This is a genomic window from Pseudomonas syringae pv. tomato str. DC3000, assembly GCF_000007805.1.
GTDB classification, from domain to species: Bacteria; Pseudomonadota; Gammaproteobacteria; order Pseudomonadales; family Pseudomonadaceae; genus Aquipseudomonas; species Aquipseudomonas avellanae.
This window is the reverse complement of the sequence record NC_004578.1, coordinates 1,263,474-1,281,336: the sequence shown is the minus strand read 5'-3', so window position 1 is coordinate 1,281,336 and position 17,863 is coordinate 1,263,474. Positions and strand designations below refer to the sequence as shown.

Here is a 17,863-nt window from a genome sequence, read left to right as displayed (position 1 = left end):
TCTCACTATCCAGAGGTTCGACAAGGTAAACGGAGTGAAAGGTGTTGGGGTATTTTGCCAAATCAGGAAACCTTTTTCAGAGTTTCCTTAGACGCGCCTGTAGGAACTATTAAAACTGCCGGATAACTCATCTTCATGCGACTACTCAAGCTCCTACGAGCGCCTCGTAAATTTTAATTGGTCTTTTTATCCAATGGCTGCCAAAGAATCCTTTTAATATAATCCTTAGCTTCCTGCTCAGTTTCAAAATCCAAGACCTCGTACTCATCATTTACTAACATGTCTCGCCAAGAAACATTTTGATCACGAAGGCACTCGACCAACTCATACCTCATCTCATCTGTTTTGCCACTAGAATTAAGACTATTAACATATATACCTATAGCAACGTCTTCTGCCAGATTAAAATCCGAACAAAAAACTGTCTTTAGCATGTGCCGAACATTCTCATACTTCATAAATGCCTTACCTTTTTAGGGAGCAGGTGCTGGAAAGATAGTAATTGTCTCCCAATTTTTCTTGCTGGGATTATACTGATACAAGCCTTCTATACTTCGCAAATTTTCAAGCTTTTCTGGAGCGCCATTTGTCTCAAGGTTTTTAAGGATGTTGCCAGTAGGCAATACCCTCTTGAAACCCCTTCCAAGATCAACGCCGATATCGCCTGCCTCTTGAGCCGTAACCCTTATGACATCTTGGCCTGGTTGGCGCGCTATAGCCCTTTCCAAAGCTCCACCATTCCTAAGGAAGGTCTGAAGTAGGCATCGATTTTTGACGCTCTCATGGCCTGAGGTTCAAAAAAAGCTCGCCCGATCAGATAATTAGACGTTTTCCGCTCTTAACTCATCGATTTTCCTTCAAACAGCACCTTTCCAAGGCGTTTTTCCGCATTACAGGCGCACCTCTCCCATCGCCAGCAGCCGTTTTCGCACCATCCAAAGGTTCGACAAGGCAAACAGAGTAGCCTGTTGCGCGGTGTTTTTAGCCAGCCCGCGAAACCGGACTTTCGTATAACCAAACTGGCGCTTGATCACGCGAAACGGATGTTCAACCTTCGCCCGTAACTGGGCTTTCGTGAACTCGATTTTGCGATAGACCCGTGCGATCAAACTTTTCTCGCCATGCTTTTTATAACGGCTTGGGCGGGCCGCAATTGACCAGATCATCTGACGATCCTGATGCTCCGCACGCTTGTCCACGCCGGTGTAGCCCGCATCACCGCTGACATAGGTTTCCTCACCATGTAGCAATTGATCAACCTGAGTCACGTCCGCCACATTCGCCGCAGTACCCACCAGGCTATGGACTAAACCCGACTCGGCATCGACGCCGATATGCGCTTTCATGCCGAAGAAATACTGGTTTCCTTTCTTCGTCTGATGCATTTCGGGATCGCGTTTGCCGTCCTTGTTCTTGGTCGAGCTCGGCGCATGAATGATCGTCGCATCGACCACCGTACCTTGGCGCAGCATCAAACCTCGATCACCCAGATAGCCATTGATGACCTGCAAAATCCCGCCTGCCAACTCATGCTTTTCCAACAGACGCCGGAAGTTGAGAATCGTGGTTTCATCGGCGATTCGATCCAGACTCAACCCTGCGAACTGGCGCAGGATCGTTGTCTCGTAAAGTGCTTCCTCCATCGCCGGATCGCTGTAACCAAACCAGTTCTGCATCAGGTGAATACGCAGCATCGCCATCAGCGGATAAGCCGGACGGCCACCTTCGCCCTTTGGATAATGTGGTTCGATAAGGGCAATCAAGCCTTTCCAGGGCACAACCTGATCCATCTCGATGAGAAAGCGCTCGCGGCGGGTATGCTTACGTTTACCCGCGTACTCGGCATCGGCGAAGGTCATCTGTTTCATCAGGGAAGCTCGGTGAAAGGTGTTGGGGTATTTTGCCAAATCAGGAAACCTTTTTCAGAGTTTCCCTAATGGTTTGGTCAGCAAAAATCAATAATTCATCGCTGTGGAAAGCCGATGATAAAGGTGGGACTGACGGGCCGACGTCTCCGTTCGGCTTAATGGCTGATTTTGCCCGGAGCATTAGGTCTCCATCAGAGACTTTACCACCGTGAACACTTAGGGAGTGTGCGTTGGGGTGACCCGTTACAAGATCTAATTGTTTTGGATCTATCTTGCTTGAAACAGTTTTTTGATCCATTGCATCTGGTTTAGCTGCGTCTGCGGTCTTTGAGCGATTTGTTGACAAAGTCTCTTGAGCTTCCAGCGCCCCCCTCCGCGGCTCAGGCCTCTGCAAATCAGGTCGCTTCTTCAGCTCATCTTCATGCTCAAGCATCCACTGGCCCAATCGCTCGCCTTTAGCGCTGGCTCGCATTTCATTCGCCAGAGCACGAGCATTACCGCGACCGCGTGTGATGTACTGAACCATCGCGCCCAATAGCAGAATCACCACTTCAACGTGCCCTTGGGCGATTTCCTGAACAGCACTGTTCTGTGCAGCCAGGTCGTCTCCCATGAACGGGTTCCGCCCTTGTTCGCGGGGGCCTTGCCATGCTGTGGTGATACCACGAGTGTAGTATTCAATGATGCGCGGAAAGCCGTCGATGACGGATTCGGCGATGGCCTCCAGACCCAGTATCCCTAATATGAAGGCACTGGCCTGGGCACCCAACGCAGCCCCCATCAAACCACCAGGAACAGCGCCCACCCCGAAAAAAAGTACGCCCGCACCTGCACCGGCCGCCCCTCCGACAAAAGCACTGCCTACGACGATCATGGCCATCTGAGTAACGACATCGATCAAGTCTTTGATGATGCTGGAGATATCGAGATCGACGAACCGCTGTCCCAGTATGCGGCAAGCTTCCCATTCGGCACGGTCAAACGCGGACCGGACGCAATTGAAACGGCGCATGATCAATGCGGGCGACGGGACGGGTTCATTTCGGGGTGTGCGAAAATGGCCACCTCTGTAGGGCGCTATATCGCGGTCAAGCTGTCGCCGTATGCTATCCCATGAAGGCAGCATGTGAAAAAAGAACATTCGGTGTCTCCCTGAAAATTCTTGATACAGCACTGCATGAGTAACTTAACAGAAACCTTCTGAAAATCGGGGGGACACGCACGATGTGCGCAAAATCAGGAAAGTTCTTACATATGCTCTCATTGCTCAAATCTACCAATTGCAAACTCGCAAAAGTTGGCCCATACGCACCACTTTTCGAGTGCTGTACTGGCCCTTTCGCGAACAAGCTGAGCGTCGCCCGGCTCCCACGACTTTCGGCCAGAATCAAAAGCAGACTTGCGTAGCGATAAACGCTGGAGCGTGAGGCACGATAATCTCGACTATCGTGCCGACACGGCGGTATTGATCAGTACTGCTGGCCCGGAATCGGCTTGAGGTTGACCTCTACGCGACGATTCTGGGCGCGGCCGTTGGCGTCGGCGTTGCTGGCGATAGGCTGGTCAGGGCCTGCGCCACGGACTGACAGGTGAGATTGGTCGACACCCTGGGAAGTCAGGTAGGTCGCTACGCTTTGAGCACGCTGTTGCGACAGATCCATGTTGTGCTGACGGCTGCCGGTGCTGTCGGTGTAGCCAATGATTTCAATGTTGTTCTGGTTGAACTGCTTGAGCGAGTTCGCCAGGTTGTTCAGCGGCGAATAGAAGCTGCTGGCAATGGCTGAGGAATCGGTCGCGAAGGTGATATTGCCCGGCATGATCAACTTGATCTGATCACCCTGACGCTGCACTTCGACGCCGGTGTTGGCCATGCTCGCGCGCAGCGCGGCTTCCTGTTTGTCAGCGTAGTAGCCATAACCTGCCGACGCAGCGCCCGCAACGGCTGCGCCGATCAGTGCGCCTTTGCCACGGTTGTTATGGTCGATAGCCGCACCGGCTACCGCACCGGCCAGAGCGCCGAGCCCGCCGTATTTGGCCGTTTTGCTCATGCCACCGGAGCTTTGCGCCTGGCCTTGATTGTCATACGGATTGGAGGTCGCACAGCCGGAAAGCAAGGCGACGGCAGTGGCAACAATGATCAAACGACGCGAGGTAAACATTCAGGAGCTCCTGGTTTTGACGAACGCTGGTAAGCCGATTAGAGCATGCCGACTGTCAAAAATTCCTTAACCCCGGCTGAACCGCCCGCTGTGCAGGCTCGCGGGCCTGTTGGTCAGCGTCGCTCCTCGCGAATGAAAGGCTCGCCCAAAGCGCCCGGCTGGCTCATGGATTGACGCTTGCCGCTCGCCACCCAGACCATGACCAGCAACGTGACCGCGTACGGCGTCATCAGCACGAAATACTGAGGCAGACGCACACCCATCGCCGCCAGTTGCGGAATCAGCGCTTCGATACCGCCGAACAGCAAGGCACCGGCCAGCGCACGCCACGGCGATCAGCGCGCGAAGATTACCAGCGACACCGCAATCCAGCCGCGCCCGCCAGTCATGTCCGCGATCCACATCTTGGTGCTCAGCACGGCAATAAATCCCCCAGCCAGCCCCATCAGCGCCGACCCCGCCACAATCGCCGCCAGGCGATAGCCCAACACCGAGATACCCGCCGCATCGGCGGCCTGAGGGTTTTCGCCGACCGCACGCAAGCGCAACCCGGTGCGGGTGCGATCAAGCAGCCAGACCACCGCAATGAAGATCACCACGGTCAGGTACACCAACGGGTTCTGGACGAACAACTTGCCCACCACCGGCAACTCGGACAACGGCCACAGCTCGACCGCCTGCAAGCCATTGACCGGGCGATTGGTCCAGCCGAGCAACGTGCCCAGCAACCCGGTCAGCCCCTGACAAAAGAACACCAGCGCCAGCCCGGCGATCACCTGATTGATGCGCAGCACCAACACCATCAGCGCGAACAGCAATGAAACAACGCCCGCCGCCGCCATCGACGCCAACAGCGAAAGCCCCGGCGACCCCACGCTCAACTGCATGCCGATACCCGCCAGCGCGCCGACCAGCATCAGCCCCTCGACCCCGAGTGCCAGCACACCGCTGCGTTCGATAAGGATCAGGCCCAGCGCGGCCAGCGCAAATGGCACGGCGAAATCCGGCGCGCTGCCCAGCCAGTGGGAAATAAGCTCCATCAACGTTCTCCTGCCTGAATGCGCCGCAGGCGATGGCGGATGAAAAAGTCGGATGACGCAACGCAGATCACCAGGATCGCCTGGATCAATTGCACCATCGAAAACGGAATCTGATAAAACACCTGCAAGTTGCGCCCGGCCACGAACAACATGGCGATCAGCAGCGCAACAATCGTCGCGGCGACCGGGTTGTTGCGGGCCAGAAAGGCGATCAGAATCCCGGAAAAGCCGTAGCCCTGATAGAACGATTGAGTCAGCCGGCCTTCCTGCCCCGAGGTCACAACAAAACCCGCCAACCCCGCCAGGCCGCCGGACAGCAACACAGTGCCGATGATCATCTTGCGCACCGGCACGCCGACGGCCCCGGCGACCCTGGGGTTGGCATCGACAAAGCGCAGGTACAAGCCGGCGCGGGAGATGCCGACGAACCACAGGGTCAGAGCGGTGACCAGCAATGCCAGCACAATTGCGGCGTTGTACCCGGCAAACAGATCGGCAAACGCTCGAAGCTCTGGAATGCAGGCGAGTACGGGAAGTTGTCTCGCGGGTCTTTCCAGTTGCCATACACCAGATGCAGCAGGAAGTTGGCGGCAATGTAGTTGAGCATCAGGGTCGAGATGATCTCGTTGACCTGCCATTTGAGCTTCAACAGCACCGGCCCCAGGCTCCACAGCAACCCGCAGACTACCGCTGCCGCCATCATCAGCGGCAGACGCAAAAACTCCGGTCCTACTTGAAACAGTGAAATCGCCGTGGCGCCAATCGCGCCCCAGATCATCTGGCCTTCCAGCCCCAGGTTCCAGAAACGCGCACGAAATGCCATGCAACCGGCCAGGCCGACCATGATCATCGGCGAGGCCTGAAACAGCACGGCCTTGAAGTTTTGCGCATCGAATACCGTCTGAACCACGAATTCATTGAGCAGTTAGTTCGCAGGCACACCCGCCAGAATCAGAATTGCGGTACAGATCGCCAGGCCGACGACCAACGCCAGAGCAATAATCAGGGCCTGCAAGGGCCAACCGGTCTGCTGCCGGAGTTCCAGCGTGTAACGCCTTGCCAGCAAAGGTTGCCGTGCTGTTATCGGAGCCGTCAGAGGGGGTTGCGCGAGTTCAGTCATGGCTCACCATCGCTTTGCCGATGGCCTGACGGTCGGCGGGATGATCGAACTCGGCGACGATGCGCCCGCCGTTCATCACACCGATACGGTCAGCCAGGGCCAGTACTTCATCAAGGTCTTCGCTGATCAACAGCACTGCAGCACCTGCGTCTCGTGCGGCCCGCAGTCGGTCGTGCACAGCTTGCGTGGCGCGTACGTCCAGGCCACGGCTCGGGCTGTGCACCAGCACCAGTTGCGGGTCGCGGCTGAATTCCCGGGCAATCACCAGTTTCTGTGCGTTGCCGCCCGACAACAGTGCAGCTTTCTGATCGAGAGAACGCACGCCCTGCACATCGAACGACTCGACCGCACGCTGCGCGTCCTGCTTCAAACGTTTGTAACCCAGCCGCCAGAACGAACCGTAATGGCCGCTGTGAATGTTGCCGATGCCGAAGTTCTCCGCCACCGACAGCGAACCGGCCAGCGCTGCGCCGTAGCGATCCGCTGGAATAGAAGCAATGCGCAATTGCCGACGCTGTTCGGCCGAGGCGTTGCGCAGGTCGCCGAAGGGCGCCAGATGAATGTCACCCTCGGTCGCCTGCGGCAGCCCCATTAATGCGTTGGCCAGTTCCGCCTGACCATTGCCGCCCACACCGGCGATGCCGTAGATCTGCCCGGCGCGCAGGGTCATGTTCACGCCGTTCAGCGCGCTGCCGCCGACGCTGCGCAAATCCTTCACCTGCAAGCGCACCTCGCCAGGCACCGCCGGATGATGGGCCGCGACCGGCACCGACTCGCCCACCGTCAACTGCACCAGTTGCTCGACGCTGACACGCTGCGGATCAAGCGTCTGGATCGTGCGCCCGCCGCGCATGACCGTGACCCGGTCGGCATAGCGTTTGACGTCGGCCATCTTGTGCGTCACCAGAATCACCGCCGCGCCCTGCCGGGCAAAGGCTTGCACGGTCAACAACAAGCGCTCGGCCTCCTGGTCGGTCAGCACAGCGGTGGGCTCATCGAGAATCAGGATACGGGCACCGGCCAGCAGCACTTTGAGAATCTCGACGCGCTGTTGCTCGGCGACCGACAGGCTGTCGACAACCCGGCTCGGGTCAATCGCAAAGCCCAGTTCTTCAGCCTTGCGGACGATGTCCCGCTCCAGCATGCGCAGACGCTTGCGATAACTGCCTTCGCCGGGTTGCTCAGGCAGCGCCAACAGGATGTTCTGCGCCACCGTAAAAGGCTTCACCAGCTTGAAATGCTGGTGAACCATGCCGATCCGGTAGCGGCTGGCGTCCTTGGGGCCCTGAAGCTGAACCGGGTTGTCGTCGAGCATCAGCGTGCCGGTCTCTGGCGCATACAGCCCCGCAGCGATGTTCATCAGCGAGGACTTGCCTGCACCATTCTCGCCCAGCAGCGCGTGCACTTCGCCCCAACACGCGGTGAAGTCGGCATCGATCAGCGCCTTGAAACCATCGAACGACTTGCTGATGCCGGTCAGTTGCAGCGCATTGACCTGACTCATTGCTGAGTCTTCACGCCTTCGACAAACCAGTCCATTTTCCACAGATCCGGGTCGGACAACTGCTGCCCGGCTGCAACCCGCTCTTTGCCGTCACGGTCCGCCAACGGGCCGCTGTAGACGATTTTCTTGCCCGCCAGCAGTTCGGCGCGCTCGTCTTCGATCTTCTTGCGGTTTTCAGCGGAAATGATCGGGTCGCCGGTCAAGGTGATATCAGTACCGCCCTGCTGCATCGACAACAGCGCACCGTTGGCGGCCGGGGTCCAGTTGCCCGCGATGATTTTCTTCAGCTCGGGGCCGAGAAAACGGTCCCAGACCCAGACCGACGAACAGACGGTGGCTTTGGGGGCAAATTCGCTCAGGTCGCGATGGTGGCCGGTGCCATGAATACCGCGCTCCTGGGCGACGATCTGTGGCGTCGGGCTGTCGACGTGCTGGCCGACCACATCCACACCGTTGTCGATCAACGCCATGGTCGCGGCGCGCTCTTTGACCGGGTCGTTCCAGGCCCCGGTGTAGATCACCGTGACCGTGGCTTTCGGGTTGGTCTGCCGCGCGCCCAGCTCGTAGGCATTGATGGTCCAGTTGACCTGGCCAAACGGGTTGGCGGCGACGAAGCCCAGCTTGCCGGTTTTCGACGCAGCGCCTGCGGCCATGCCGCACAGGTACTGGCTCTCGTAGGTACGGCCATAAAACGATTCGAGGTTGGCGGCGTTGGTGGTGCCCGAGCCGTTCAGAAAGGCCACGTCCGGGTATTTTTTCGCCAGCGCAAGGAAGGTGTCGGAATAACCGAATGCGGTGCCGACAATCACATTGGCACCCCGCGCGATCAGACGATCAACAACGGGCGTAATGGCTGCAGCGTTTTCGGGCACGCTTTCCACGAACTGGATTTTTGTGTCCAGATCCTTTTCAAGCTTGAGCCGCGCCTCATCGAATGCCTGAGTCCAGCCGCCGTCATTGCGCGGGCTGATGTACACCATGGCGATTTTCGCAGGCCCCTTGAGGGTCAAACCCTCGGCCTGAGCGAAGCCGGCGGCCCCGAACGCGACAGCCGCACACAATGTCCCGGGCAACAGTTTCTTGTACATAGACGTTTTCCTGAGGGTAATGGCCGATGAGGGCAGCACGTGGCCAATCACGAGGCCGACTCTCAGGCTTTAGCAGCATCCATGCCACTACCGGAAAAACGCTATGCAACAACGAGCTGACGCGATCGCCCAGCCAAAAACAGATCAAATGGTCTGAATCAGAGCACTTGGTTTGTGCATGCCGCCCATTTGCTGCGCGTCCGGGGTGCGCGTGTCGGGGCACGCGCAATTTTTCAGGCCGTACGCGGCAGGATGCCATCCAGGACCATGCTGCGCAGGCTGGCCAGCACTTCCTCGAAAAACACCGGATCATCCAGCGTTTTTCCGGTCACGGCCTCGACCTGGGTGCGAAAGTCAGCGTAATGCTGAGTGGTCGCCCACAGGGTGAAAATCAGGTGATGCGGGTTGATCGGGGCCAACTGGCCGCTGTCGATCCAGTGCTGGATCACCGCCACCTTGGCCTGCACCGTATCGCGCAACGGGTGCTGCAGTTCGCCCTGAATCAGCGGCGCGCCCTGCATCACTTCCATGCAGAACAGCCGTGACTCGGCCGGATGATCGCGGGACATCTCGAGCTTGGCCTTGATATAGGCACCGATGGCCTGCACCGGCTCTTTGTCGGCGGTGAAATGCACCAGCGGGCTGAGCCAGACTTCAAGCAACTGACGCAGCACGTTCAGGTAAAGGTCATCCTTGCTGCTGAAGTAATACAGCAGGTTGGTCTTGGACACATCCGCCAGGCTCGCGACCTGATCCAGGCTGCTGCCGTGCACGCCGTAGCGGGAAAAGATCTCCAGCGCGGCATCGAGAATCAGCGTGCGCTTGCCTTCCATCAGGCGCATACGCCGCTTCAGAGACGTGGCGCTGGGCTCGCGGGTGGTCTTGACCACGGTTTCGGGCTTGACCTTGCGTCCGCGCTTGCTCGCGGGCTCCGTCACGGGAGGTTTCTTGTTCACGCACATCCATCCAGTGATGCCGAAATGAGCGGGCATCTTAACGGGCGCAGCTGTTTTGTCGATATGGATTCCCTGCCCGATCAACCCTGCCCCATCTGCGTGCGCCCTGCACAAACCAAGTGCTCTGATTCAGACCAAATGGTCTGCTAAAAACGATTTTTATTTGTAACTGATTGAATAAAAACAATAAAAATTATTGGCCCGCTTAATGCAAACGATCGATCAAGTGCTCTGGCACGCATCGATCAACGCAGAGAGGCCTCATATGGACATCGGTATCTTCATCCCCATCGGCAACAACGGCTGGCTGATTTCCAGCAACGCACCGCAGTACATGCCGACGTTCGAGCTGAACAAACAGATCGTGCAGACAGCCGAAAGCTACGGTTTCGACTTTGCGTTATCGATGATCAAACTGCGCGGCTTTGGCGGCAAGACCGAGTTCTGGGAGCACAACCTGGAGTCTTTCACGCTGATGGCGGGGCTGGCGGCAGTGACCAGCAAAATCCAGCTGTTCGCCACCGTGGCCACTTTGACCATTCCGCCTGCCATCGCAGCGCGCATGGCCTCGACCATCGATTCGATCTCCAACGGGCGCTTCGGGATCAACCTGGTCACCGGCTGGCAAAAGCCTGAGTACGAGCAGATGGGCCTGTGGCCCGGCGACGAGTTTTTCCATACCCGTTACCAATACCTCGCCGAATACGCCCAGGTCCTGCGCGACCTGTGGGCCAACGGCAGCAGCGACTTCAAGGGCGAGCATTTCAGCATGCAGGACTGCCGCGTGAGCCCGCGCCCGCAGGCCGACATGAAGCTGATCTGCGCCGGTCAGAGCGAAGCCGGCATGGCATTCTCGGCGCAATACGCCGACTACAACTTCTGCTTCGGCAAAGGCGTGAATACCCCCACCGCTTTCGCGCCGACCGCACAGAAACTGATCGAAGCCAACGAAAAAACCGGGCGTAACGTGACTTCCTGCGTGCTGTTCATGATCATCGCCGACGACACCGATGAGGCCGCACGGGCTCGCTGGGACCACATAAAAGCAGGCGCCGACGAAGAAGCCATCGCCTGGTTGAGCGAAAAAGGCGCGGCGGACAAGAGCGCAGGATCGAACCTACGGCAGATGGCCGACCCGACTTCGGCGGTCAATATCAATATGGGCACGCTGGTGGGCTCCTGGGCCAACGTGGCGAAGATGCTCGACGAAGTCGCCAGTGTGCCGGGTACTCAAGGCGTGATGCTGACCTTCGATGATTTTGTGAAAGGCGTCGAAGATTTCGGGCAGAAAATCCAGCCATTGATGACCAGCCGCACGCACATCACCCAGCTCAAGGAGGTGGTTTGATGACCGCTCCGCTAAGCGTCGCAGGCGTCGACCTGCCGCAGGATGATCAGCCTGCCCGTGTGCTGCCGGCCCGGCCCGAAGCGCTGCGTATGAAGCTCGGCGAAACGGCGCTGGTGGTGGTTGACATGCAGAATGCCTACGCATCGCTCGGCGGTTATCTGGACCTGGCCGGGTTCGATGTCAGCAGCACCGGGCCGGTCATCGCCAACATCAAGCGGGCCTGCGCAGCTGCACGAGCCGCTGGCATGCCGGTGATCTTTTTTCAGAACGGCTGGGACCCGGCCTACGTCGAGGCCGGTGGCCCCGGTTCGCCGAACTGGCACAAGTCCAACGCCTTGAAAACCATGCGCAAACGCCCGGAACTCGAAGGGCAATTGCTGGCCAAGGGCGGCTGGGACTATCAACTGGTCGACGAGCTGAAGCCCGAGCCAGGCGACATCGTGGTACCGAAAATCCGTTACAGCGGCTTTTTCAATTCCAGTTTCGACAGCATGTTGCGCAGTCGCGGTATTCGCAACCTGGTGTTCACCGGCATCGCGACCAATGTCTGCGTCGAATCGACCCTGCGTGACGGCTTCCACCTGGAGTATTTCGGTGTGGTGCTGGCAGATGCCACCCATCAGGCAGGTCCGGAATTCGCCCAGCAGGCCGCCCTGTTCAACATCGAAACGTTCTTCGGCTGGGTATCCAGCGTCGATGACTTCTGCACCACTTTCAGCCCTTTCGGGCAACCTTTGTGAGGACCTTTGCATGACCAAGAAAGCGATTATTCCTGCCGGCACCACCAAGCCCATTGCCCCGTTTGTGCCGGGTTCGATGGCCGACGGCGTGCTGTATGTCTCTGGCACCTTGCCGTTCGACAAGGACAACAATGTGGTGCACGTCGGCGACGCGACCGCACAGACTCGGCACGTACTGGAAACCATCAAAAGCGTGGTCGAAACCGCGGGCGGCACGATGGATGACGTCACCTTCAACATGATCATGATTCGTGACTGGGCCGACTACGCCAAGGTCAACGAGGTGTACGCCGAGTACTTCGCAGGGGAGAAACCGGCCCGTTACTGCATCCAGTGCGGGCTGGTGAAACCCGAAGCCCTGATCGAAATCGCCAGCATCGCCCACATCGGCTGAGCACTGACCTCAAAAACGATCGCAAAACCCGCCTGAACCCTGACCCGGAGAACGTGCATGTTCCATGAAATCCATCGTTGTCAGCTTGCCGATGCGCCGCTGTTGGTGCTCAGCTCCGGGTTGGGCGGGTCCAGCCGTTACTGGGCCGATGACCTGGCGGCGCTGACCCGCGACCATGACGTGCTGGTTTACGATCACGCCGGGACCGGGCGCAGCCCTGCCGCCCTGCCGTCGGATTACTCGATCCGGCACATGGCTGTCGAATTGCTGGCCCTGCTCGACTCGCTCGGCATCCAGCGTTGCCACTTCATGGGGCATGCGCTGGGCGGGCTGATCGGGCTGGAACTGGCGCTGTTACGCCCTCAATTGCTGCAAAGCCAGGTGCTGATCAACGTCTGGAGCAGTCCGAACCCGCACAGCGCGCGCTGTTTTTCGGTACGCAAGCAACTGCTGTTGAACAGCGGGCCGCAGGCTTATGTTCAGGCGCAGGCGTTGTTTCTGTACCCGGCTGACTGGATCGCTGCCAACAGTGCGCGGCTGGCCGACGATGAAGCCCACGCGCTGGCGCATTTTCCTGACACCGAAAACCTCCTGCGGCGCATCCATGCACTGGAAACATTCAACATCGAAGCACAGCTTGCGCGCATTCAGACCCCGACCCTGCTGATTGCCAACCGCGATGACATGCTCGTGCCGTGGCAACAATCCCGGCACCTGGCAAAAGTGCTGCCGAATGCCAGACTGGTCTTGCTGGAATACGGCGGCCACGCCTCCAGCATCAGCGACCCCCTGCCGTTCCAGCGAGCCTTGCTCGATTTTCTCAGCGCACAAACCTGAAAGGACTCACCCATGCAAGCCACAACTGAAGCCCATACCACGTTATCCGCCGACGTCATCCCGGTCAGCCAGTTGGCCTTCCGCGACGCGATGTCCAGCCTTGCAGCGGCGGTCAACGTCATCACCACCGACGGCCAGAGCGGCCGCGCCGGTTTTACCGCAACCGCGGTGTGCAGCGTGACCGACCAGCCGCCAACCCTGCTGGTCTGCATCAACCGCAGCGCGTCGGTGTATGAAACCTTCATCGGCAACGGCACGCTGTGTGTCAATACGCTGTGCAACAGCCAGCAGGCGCTGTCCAACCTGTTTGGCGGCAAGACCTCACAAGAGGAGCGCTTTGCCGCTGGCCACTGGGAAAGCGGCGTGACCGGCGCGCCGCTGCTGGAAGGCGCCAAACTGGCCCTGGACTGCAAAGTGACCCAGTCAGTCAGCGTCGGCACCCACGACATCCTTTTTTGCCAAGTGGTGGATATCAGGCATCAGGATGCGTCAGACGCGCTGCTGTATTTTGGCCGCCAATACCATCACCTGCCGGGCGCAGCTGCCGCTGTCTGAACATACCCGGCGTCTTTTTAACTTGGCGCTGACGGCGTCAGAAAACCCGCAGGCCTTGCCTTTCAGGCAGCAAGGGAGCACCTGCCTGACGGCTTGTTGACGGGCAATAAATAGACATGATTTTTTTGCTGGCCGCCCCGCATACTGGCATTTCGAGATCAGGATGATCCTTGCCGTCAATGAGGTGAAATCATGTCGATCAGCAGTCCCCGCGCTGCTCTGGTATCAGTCAGCAATCGGTCGCCCACGTGTCGCTCTTGCTCATTGCCCACTGTGCCAACGCACATGGGTAACTGAGCATGCTGAAAAAAATTCCGGTCGCCGACCTTGCCCTCGGCATGCACATCCACAAAATCTGTCGTCGCTGGACCGATGATCCGTTCTGGATCAGTCTGGTCGAAGTCATGCTTGAAGATGCCGATGTACTCAAGCGCATCCAGCAATCAGGCACCCGGGAAGTCTGGATTGAAACCGGTAAAAGTCGTGTGCTGGCACTACCACCTGCAGCCGCTACGACCCAAGGCCAGAACGACACGGCACCGGCCAGTCTGGACAAAGAGGTGTTGCGTGCCCGGCTTATCTGCGGCAGAGCCAGGAACGCCGTCATGGCCATGTTTACCGAGGCCCGTATGGGTCAGGCCATGGATGTCGACAACGTGCAGTTGCTGGTGGAAGAAATCTCCAATTCGATTCTGCGCCATCCCCATGCGCTGATCAGCCTTTCAAGGCTCAAGACCTCCGACGAGTACACCTACATGCACTCGGTGGCGGTCTGCGCGTTGATGGTCGCGCTGGCCAGACGCATGGGCATGCCTGACGAACAGGTGCGCGAAGCGGGCGTCGCCGGGCTGATGCACGATGTGGGAAAAATGATGATCGCCCCGGATGTGCTCAACAAACCCGGCCGCCTGACCCATGAAGAATTCGAGACCATGAAGGCTCACCCGGAACTGGGCCTGAAGATCCTCAAGGAAAACCAACCCGTGGCGGCAATGGTTATGGACGTCTGCCTGCATCACCACGAGAAGATCGACGGCTCTGGCTACCCTCATGGCCTGCAGGGCGAGCAGATCAGCATCTTTGCCCGCATGGGCGCGGTCTGTGACGTGTATGACGCCATTACCTCCGACCGGCCTTACAAAAAAGGCTGGGGGGTGGCGCATTCGATTCGCGAGATGGCGTCGTGGAAAGGTCATTTTGACGAGCGGGTGTTTCAGAGTTTCGTCAAAACCGTCGGTATTTATCCGATCGGCACGCTGGTGCGTCTGGAAAGCGGTCGCCTGGGCGTGGTGGTCGAGCAGAGCGAGGAATCTTTGCTCAAACCCCGGGTGAAGGTGTTCATGTCGGCGCGTACCGGCAAGACTTTCGCCGCACAGATCATCGACCTGGGCTGTTCTGCAGACCCGGACGCGATTGTGAAAATCGAGCTGCCCGGTGATTGGGGCCTGGCAGAGGTCGATACGCTGTGGGCCGGCACGCCTGCCTGATAGCGCCTGCCTTTTTATCAGCCCAGCAAGCCAAGAATCTTCGCCCTCGCCACCGCCTGAGTACGCCGCTCGACGCCCAGTTTGCTGTTGATGTGGCTGGCGTGAGTCTTGACGGTGTGTAGGGAAATGAACAACTGCTCGCTGATTTCCTGATTGGAACACCCCTGCGCAATCAATCGCAGCACACCCAGCTCACGCACACTCAGGCAGTCGCTGCCATGCGCAGGCTCAGGCGCCGCCGGTTTGAAGCAGGCCGGGAATTTTTCCCGCAGGGCATTGCACAGTTTGCAGGACGGTGCCAGTTGCAGTTGCTCGTGCAACCATTGGGAATGTTCGGCCAGCAAAACCCTGAAGGGCAACAGCGCGCCACCCGCCGAGGCTTGAACGCTGCGTATCAGCAGCGTCCGGGCTTCATCCTGTCGCCCCTGATTGAGCAACAGCGCTATTTGCTGGGTCATGGCGATCAGCCTCAGCAGTTGCGCGCCCACCTCCTGCGCCCGTTGCTCAAGTGCCTGCAAACGCTGCTCGCTGGCAACCTCATCACCCTGTATCCGCTCCAGCACGGCACGTTGCAATTCGATATGTTGCGACAACTGCGGATGACACTCCGGCGCTGCGGCACCGAGCCCGCCATTGTAGGTCTGGGTCAGGCGCAGCAGCCAGGCTTCAGCCAGATCGATGCGCCCCTGTATCAGCCACAGCTCGCATTTGACCAGGGTGATCATCGCCAGGTAGTAGATGGGCGGCACGTCCCAGATGTGCATCAGGCGTTCGGCTTCGGCAAGTTCGGCGAAGGCTTCGGCAAAGCGTCCGGCAAAGCCTTCCATCGTTGCGATCACGCAGTGGCCGATCAGCACACTGATGTCACGGCAGGCGCGTGCCTCGGCCAGACCGGCCAGCAACAAGGCCCGCCCTTCGTCCACTTGCAGACGCAGGGCCAGCAGGTACCCTTCGTACAACGTCAGACGCGCGCGAACAGCGTACAAGCGCACGGTGGACAAACCCTTGAGGCGCTGTTGCCCCTGGCGCACTTCCTCAAGGGCACGGATGATTTCGCCTCGCGCCTGCAGGACTCTCGCGCGGTCGTAATGCGCCAGGGCCTCGAACAGCGGGTTTGCAACCCGTTGCGCCAGTTCCAGTGCATCGCGATTGAGCACGCGCGCTTGCCACAGGTCGCCCTCGGCCACCGCAAGGTTGGCCAGCGTCGACAGGCAGACCAGCCGCTGGCCGTAGCGCCTTTGCGGCAAGGTCAGCAGGGCTTCACGGCAATAGCGTTCGGTCTTCTCGCTGTCACCGCGCCCACGCGCGATGATACCGCTGAGCGCCAGCCACTGCGCAAGCATGGACTTCTGCGCGGTCGCCGAGGGCGCCGGCAGGAAACGGCTCAACTGATTGGCCAGCTCTTCGGCGGCGTCCAGCTGGCAGGCCAGCCCCAGTGCCCATGCGTACAGTACGATCAGGCGTGGCGTACTGGTCAGCAGGTCGTCCGGCAGGTCCATTTTCCAACGCAGCAGCATGCCGACATTCTGTTCGGCCAGCAGTTGCTCTTCGGAAAGGTTCTGCACCAGATTGGCCGCCACATCCAGATGCCCGGCGCGCAACGCCTGTTCGACCGCCTCGTCCAGTTGGCCCTGAGCGCTGAACCAGCGGCAGGCGTTGAGGTGCAGACGGGTGGTTTGCGCATCGGCCGTCTGGCGGGCGCGCAACAGATCGGAAAACAGGTGGTGATAACGAAACCAGCGGCCCTGCTCGTCCAGCGGCACCAGAAACACCTGATGCGCCTGCAGATAACGGAGCATCTCGACACTGTCATGACTGTCTCGCGCGGCGTTGCACAACTCGGCGCAAAAACGCTCCAGGCACGCGGTGTCATAGAGAAATGCCTGAACATCGGCAGGCAGGCAGTCGATCACTTCTTCAAGCAGGTACTCGCGAATCAGCACTTCACTGCCGCGCAGCGCTTGCGACAGGGCACTTTCATCGCCGGCTTCAGAGGCCGCCAGCAACCAGAAGCGCAACCCGGCCACCCAGCCTTCGCTGCGCAGAATCAGGCTTTGTAGCGCTTCACTGTCGAGCGAACGGCTGTGCCGGTCCAGCACCGCCATGGATTCAGCCTGGGTGAGGCGCAGGTCCTGCTCGTTGATTTCAAGCAACTGACGGGTCAGACGCAAACGCGCCAGGTGCCAGTCAGGCCGTTGCCGGCTGGTGACCATGACCACCAGCCCGGCCGGCAGATGATTGAGGAAAAACTGCAAACAGCGATCGAGCACCGGCCCTTGCGCCAGATGATAGTCGTCGAGCACCAGCAACAGCGGCTTGCTCAACATCAGGTGCATGGCCAGTTCATCAAGCAGGCTGTCGAGCCATTCTTCGAACGCGAACGGCTGATGACGCTGACGCATCTTCAGCAGGCCCATCGCCTGCGCGCCCAGTTGCGGAAAGAACTGCTGCAGGCTGCCCAGCAAACGTTCAAGGAAGCGCCCCGGCTCACTGTCCCGCGCACTCAGCCCCAGCCATACGTTCTGCCATTGGTCCGGCAAGCCCTGGCAGAACTCGACCGCCAGCGAACTCTTCCCAAACCCGGCCGGCGCGCACACCAGCAGCAGACGCCCGCCCAGCCCCTCATTGAGGCGCTGACACAGGCGGGAACGGGGAACGTAACCTTCAGGCAGGGGCGGACGGAAAAATCGTCCTTCCAACGCAGGAATCGCGCTGTCTGCGAACCCTTGCATTCGGGACAGATCAGTCATGGCCGGCTCGTGTGGGA

14 protein-coding genes and 2 pseudogenes are annotated in these 17,863 nt (G+C 59.0%); 6 read left to right on the top strand and 10 right to left on the bottom strand.

Annotation, left to right across the window (positions count from 1 at the left end):
* Positions 1–173: 173 nt before the first annotated feature.
* The 9 genes and pseudogenes from PSPTO_RS06155 to rutR all read right to left on the bottom strand — a co-directional run bounded on the left by PSPTO_RS06155 (position 174) and on the right by rutR (position 9,741).
* On the bottom strand, positions 174–458 hold the full coding sequence (locus PSPTO_RS06155; protein WP_019331305.1) for a hypothetical protein: 285 nt from the start codon (positions 456–458) through the stop codon (positions 174–176).
* A gap of 432 nt (positions 459–890) precedes the next feature.
* Positions 891–1,868: an IS5-like element ISPssy family transposase gene (locus tag PSPTO_RS06150; RefSeq protein ID WP_007247571.1), complete on the bottom strand. Its 978-nt coding sequence runs from the start codon at positions 1,866–1,868 to the stop codon at positions 891–893.
* A 40-nt stretch (positions 1,869–1,908) separates the two neighbouring features.
* On the bottom strand, positions 1,909–3,009 hold the full coding sequence (locus PSPTO_RS06145; RefSeq protein ID WP_011103452.1) for a DUF6861 domain-containing protein: 1,101 nt from the start codon (positions 3,007–3,009) through the stop codon (positions 1,909–1,911).
* A gap of 328 nt (positions 3,010–3,337) precedes the next feature.
* Positions 3,338–4,027, bottom strand: coding sequence for an OmpA family protein (locus PSPTO_RS06140; protein WP_003379278.1), 690 nt, complete (start codon positions 4,025–4,027; stop codon positions 3,338–3,340).
* 113 nt (positions 4,028–4,140) lie between these two features.
* Positions 4,141–5,067: pseudogene (locus PSPTO_RS06135) on the bottom strand (ABC transporter permease).
* A pseudogene (locus tag PSPTO_RS06130) lies at positions 5,067–6,187 on the bottom strand (ABC transporter permease). The pseudogenes PSPTO_RS06135 and PSPTO_RS06130 overlap by 1 nt, the downstream one beginning before the upstream one ends.
* Complete coding sequence (locus tag PSPTO_RS06125; RefSeq protein WP_011103450.1) at positions 6,180–7,691, bottom strand: ABC transporter ATP-binding protein; 1,512 nt, start codon at positions 7,689–7,691, stop codon at positions 6,180–6,182. Before PSPTO_RS06125 ends, PSPTO_RS06130 begins: the two are co-directional and overlap by 8 nt.
* Positions 7,688–8,779, bottom strand: coding sequence for a BMP family ABC transporter substrate-binding protein (locus PSPTO_RS06120; RefSeq protein ID WP_011103449.1), 1,092 nt, complete (start codon positions 8,777–8,779; stop codon positions 7,688–7,690). The genes PSPTO_RS06125 and PSPTO_RS06120 overlap by 4 nt, the downstream gene beginning before the upstream one ends.
* Positions 8,780–9,012: 233 nt before the next feature.
* On the bottom strand, positions 9,013–9,741 hold the full coding sequence (gene rutR / locus PSPTO_RS06115) for a pyrimidine utilization regulatory protein R (protein ID WP_007244096.1): 729 nt from the start codon (positions 9,739–9,741) through the stop codon (positions 9,013–9,015).
* Positions 9,742–10,000: 259 nt separating this feature from the next.
* On the opposite strand from rutR, the gene rutA reads away from it, so the two are divergent.
* From rutA to PSPTO_RS06085, 6 genes are all read left to right on the top strand, one after another.
* Positions 10,001–11,083 (top strand): pyrimidine utilization protein A, encoded by a 1,083-nt coding sequence (gene rutA / locus PSPTO_RS06110; RefSeq protein ID WP_003379266.1) that lies wholly within the window; start codon positions 10,001–10,003, stop codon positions 11,081–11,083.
* Complete coding sequence (gene rutB / locus PSPTO_RS06105) at positions 11,083–11,823, top strand: pyrimidine utilization protein B (protein ID WP_011103446.1); 741 nt, start codon at positions 11,083–11,085, stop codon at positions 11,821–11,823. Before rutA ends, rutB begins: the two co-directional genes overlap by 1 nt.
* Before the next feature lie 10 nt (positions 11,824–11,833).
* A complete protein-coding gene (gene rutC, locus PSPTO_RS06100) occupies positions 11,834–12,217 on the top strand; it encodes a pyrimidine utilization protein C (RefSeq protein ID WP_002552194.1) in 384 nt (127 codons plus the stop codon).
* Between the two features lie 57 nt (positions 12,218–12,274).
* Positions 12,275–13,054 (top strand): pyrimidine utilization protein D, encoded by a 780-nt coding sequence (rutD, locus tag PSPTO_RS06095; RefSeq protein WP_011103445.1) that lies wholly within the window; start codon positions 12,275–12,277, stop codon positions 13,052–13,054.
* Between the two features lie 12 nt (positions 13,055–13,066).
* The gene (gene rutF, locus PSPTO_RS06090) at positions 13,067–13,609 is read left to right on the top strand and encodes an NADH-dependent FMN reductase RutF (RefSeq protein WP_011103444.1); all 543 of its coding nucleotides are present in this window, start codon (positions 13,067–13,069) and stop codon (positions 13,607–13,609) included.
* Between the two features lie 299 nt (positions 13,610–13,908).
* Positions 13,909–15,096, top strand: a complete 1,188-nt coding sequence (locus PSPTO_RS06085; protein WP_007244100.1) for an HD-GYP domain-containing protein — start codon at positions 13,909–13,911, stop codon at positions 15,094–15,096.
* Positions 15,097–15,113: 17 nt separating this feature from the next.
* Here PSPTO_RS06085 and PSPTO_RS06080 read toward each other — a convergent pair whose 3' ends face one another.
* Complete coding sequence (locus PSPTO_RS06080; protein WP_011103443.1) at positions 15,114–17,846, bottom strand: LuxR C-terminal-related transcriptional regulator; 2,733 nt, start codon at positions 17,844–17,846, stop codon at positions 15,114–15,116.
* Between the last annotated feature and the right edge of the window lie 17 nt (positions 17,847–17,863).

What these genes read in the sequence shown, in the direction of transcription:
- rutA (WP_003379266.1), top strand. Translation starts at nt 10,001, where the DNA reads ATGGACATCGGTATCTTCATCCCCATCGGCAACAACGGCTGGCTGATT.
- PSPTO_RS06150 (WP_007247571.1), bottom strand. Translation starts at nt 1,868, where the DNA reads ATGAAACAGATGACCTTCGCCGATGCCGAGTACGCGGGTAAACGTAAG.
- rutD (WP_011103445.1), top strand. Translation starts at nt 12,275, where the DNA reads ATGTTCCATGAAATCCATCGTTGTCAGCTTGCCGATGCGCCGCTGTTG.
- rutC (WP_002552194.1), top strand. Translation starts at nt 11,834, where the DNA reads ATGACCAAGAAAGCGATTATTCCTGCCGGCACCACCAAGCCCATTGCC.
- PSPTO_RS06140 (WP_003379278.1), bottom strand. Translation starts at nt 4,027, where the DNA reads ATGTTTACCTCGCGTCGTTTGATCATTGTTGCCACTGCCGTCGCCTTG.
- rutR (WP_007244096.1), bottom strand. Translation starts at nt 9,741, where the DNA reads ATGTGCGTGAACAAGAAACCTCCCGTGACGGAGCCCGCGAGCAAGCGC.
- PSPTO_RS06120 (WP_011103449.1), bottom strand. Translation starts at nt 8,779, where the DNA reads ATGTACAAGAAACTGTTGCCCGGGACATTGTGTGCGGCTGTCGCGTTC.
- PSPTO_RS06155 (WP_019331305.1), bottom strand. Translation starts at nt 458, where the DNA reads ATGAAGTATGAGAATGTTCGGCACATGCTAAAGACAGTTTTTTGTTCG.
- PSPTO_RS06145 (WP_011103452.1), bottom strand. Translation starts at nt 3,009, where the DNA reads ATGTTCTTTTTTCACATGCTGCCTTCATGGGATAGCATACGGCGACAG.
- PSPTO_RS06125 (WP_011103450.1), bottom strand. Translation starts at nt 7,691, where the DNA reads ATGAGTCAGGTCAATGCGCTGCAACTGACCGGCATCAGCAAGTCGTTC.
- rutF (WP_011103444.1), top strand. Translation starts at nt 13,067, where the DNA reads ATGCAAGCCACAACTGAAGCCCATACCACGTTATCCGCCGACGTCATC.
- PSPTO_RS06085 (WP_007244100.1), top strand. Translation starts at nt 13,909, where the DNA reads ATGCTGAAAAAAATTCCGGTCGCCGACCTTGCCCTCGGCATGCACATC.
- rutB (WP_011103446.1), top strand. Translation starts at nt 11,083, where the DNA reads ATGACCGCTCCGCTAAGCGTCGCAGGCGTCGACCTGCCGCAGGATGAT.
- PSPTO_RS06080 (WP_011103443.1), bottom strand. Translation starts at nt 17,846, where the DNA reads ATGACTGATCTGTCCCGAATGCAAGGGTTCGCAGACAGCGCGATTCCT.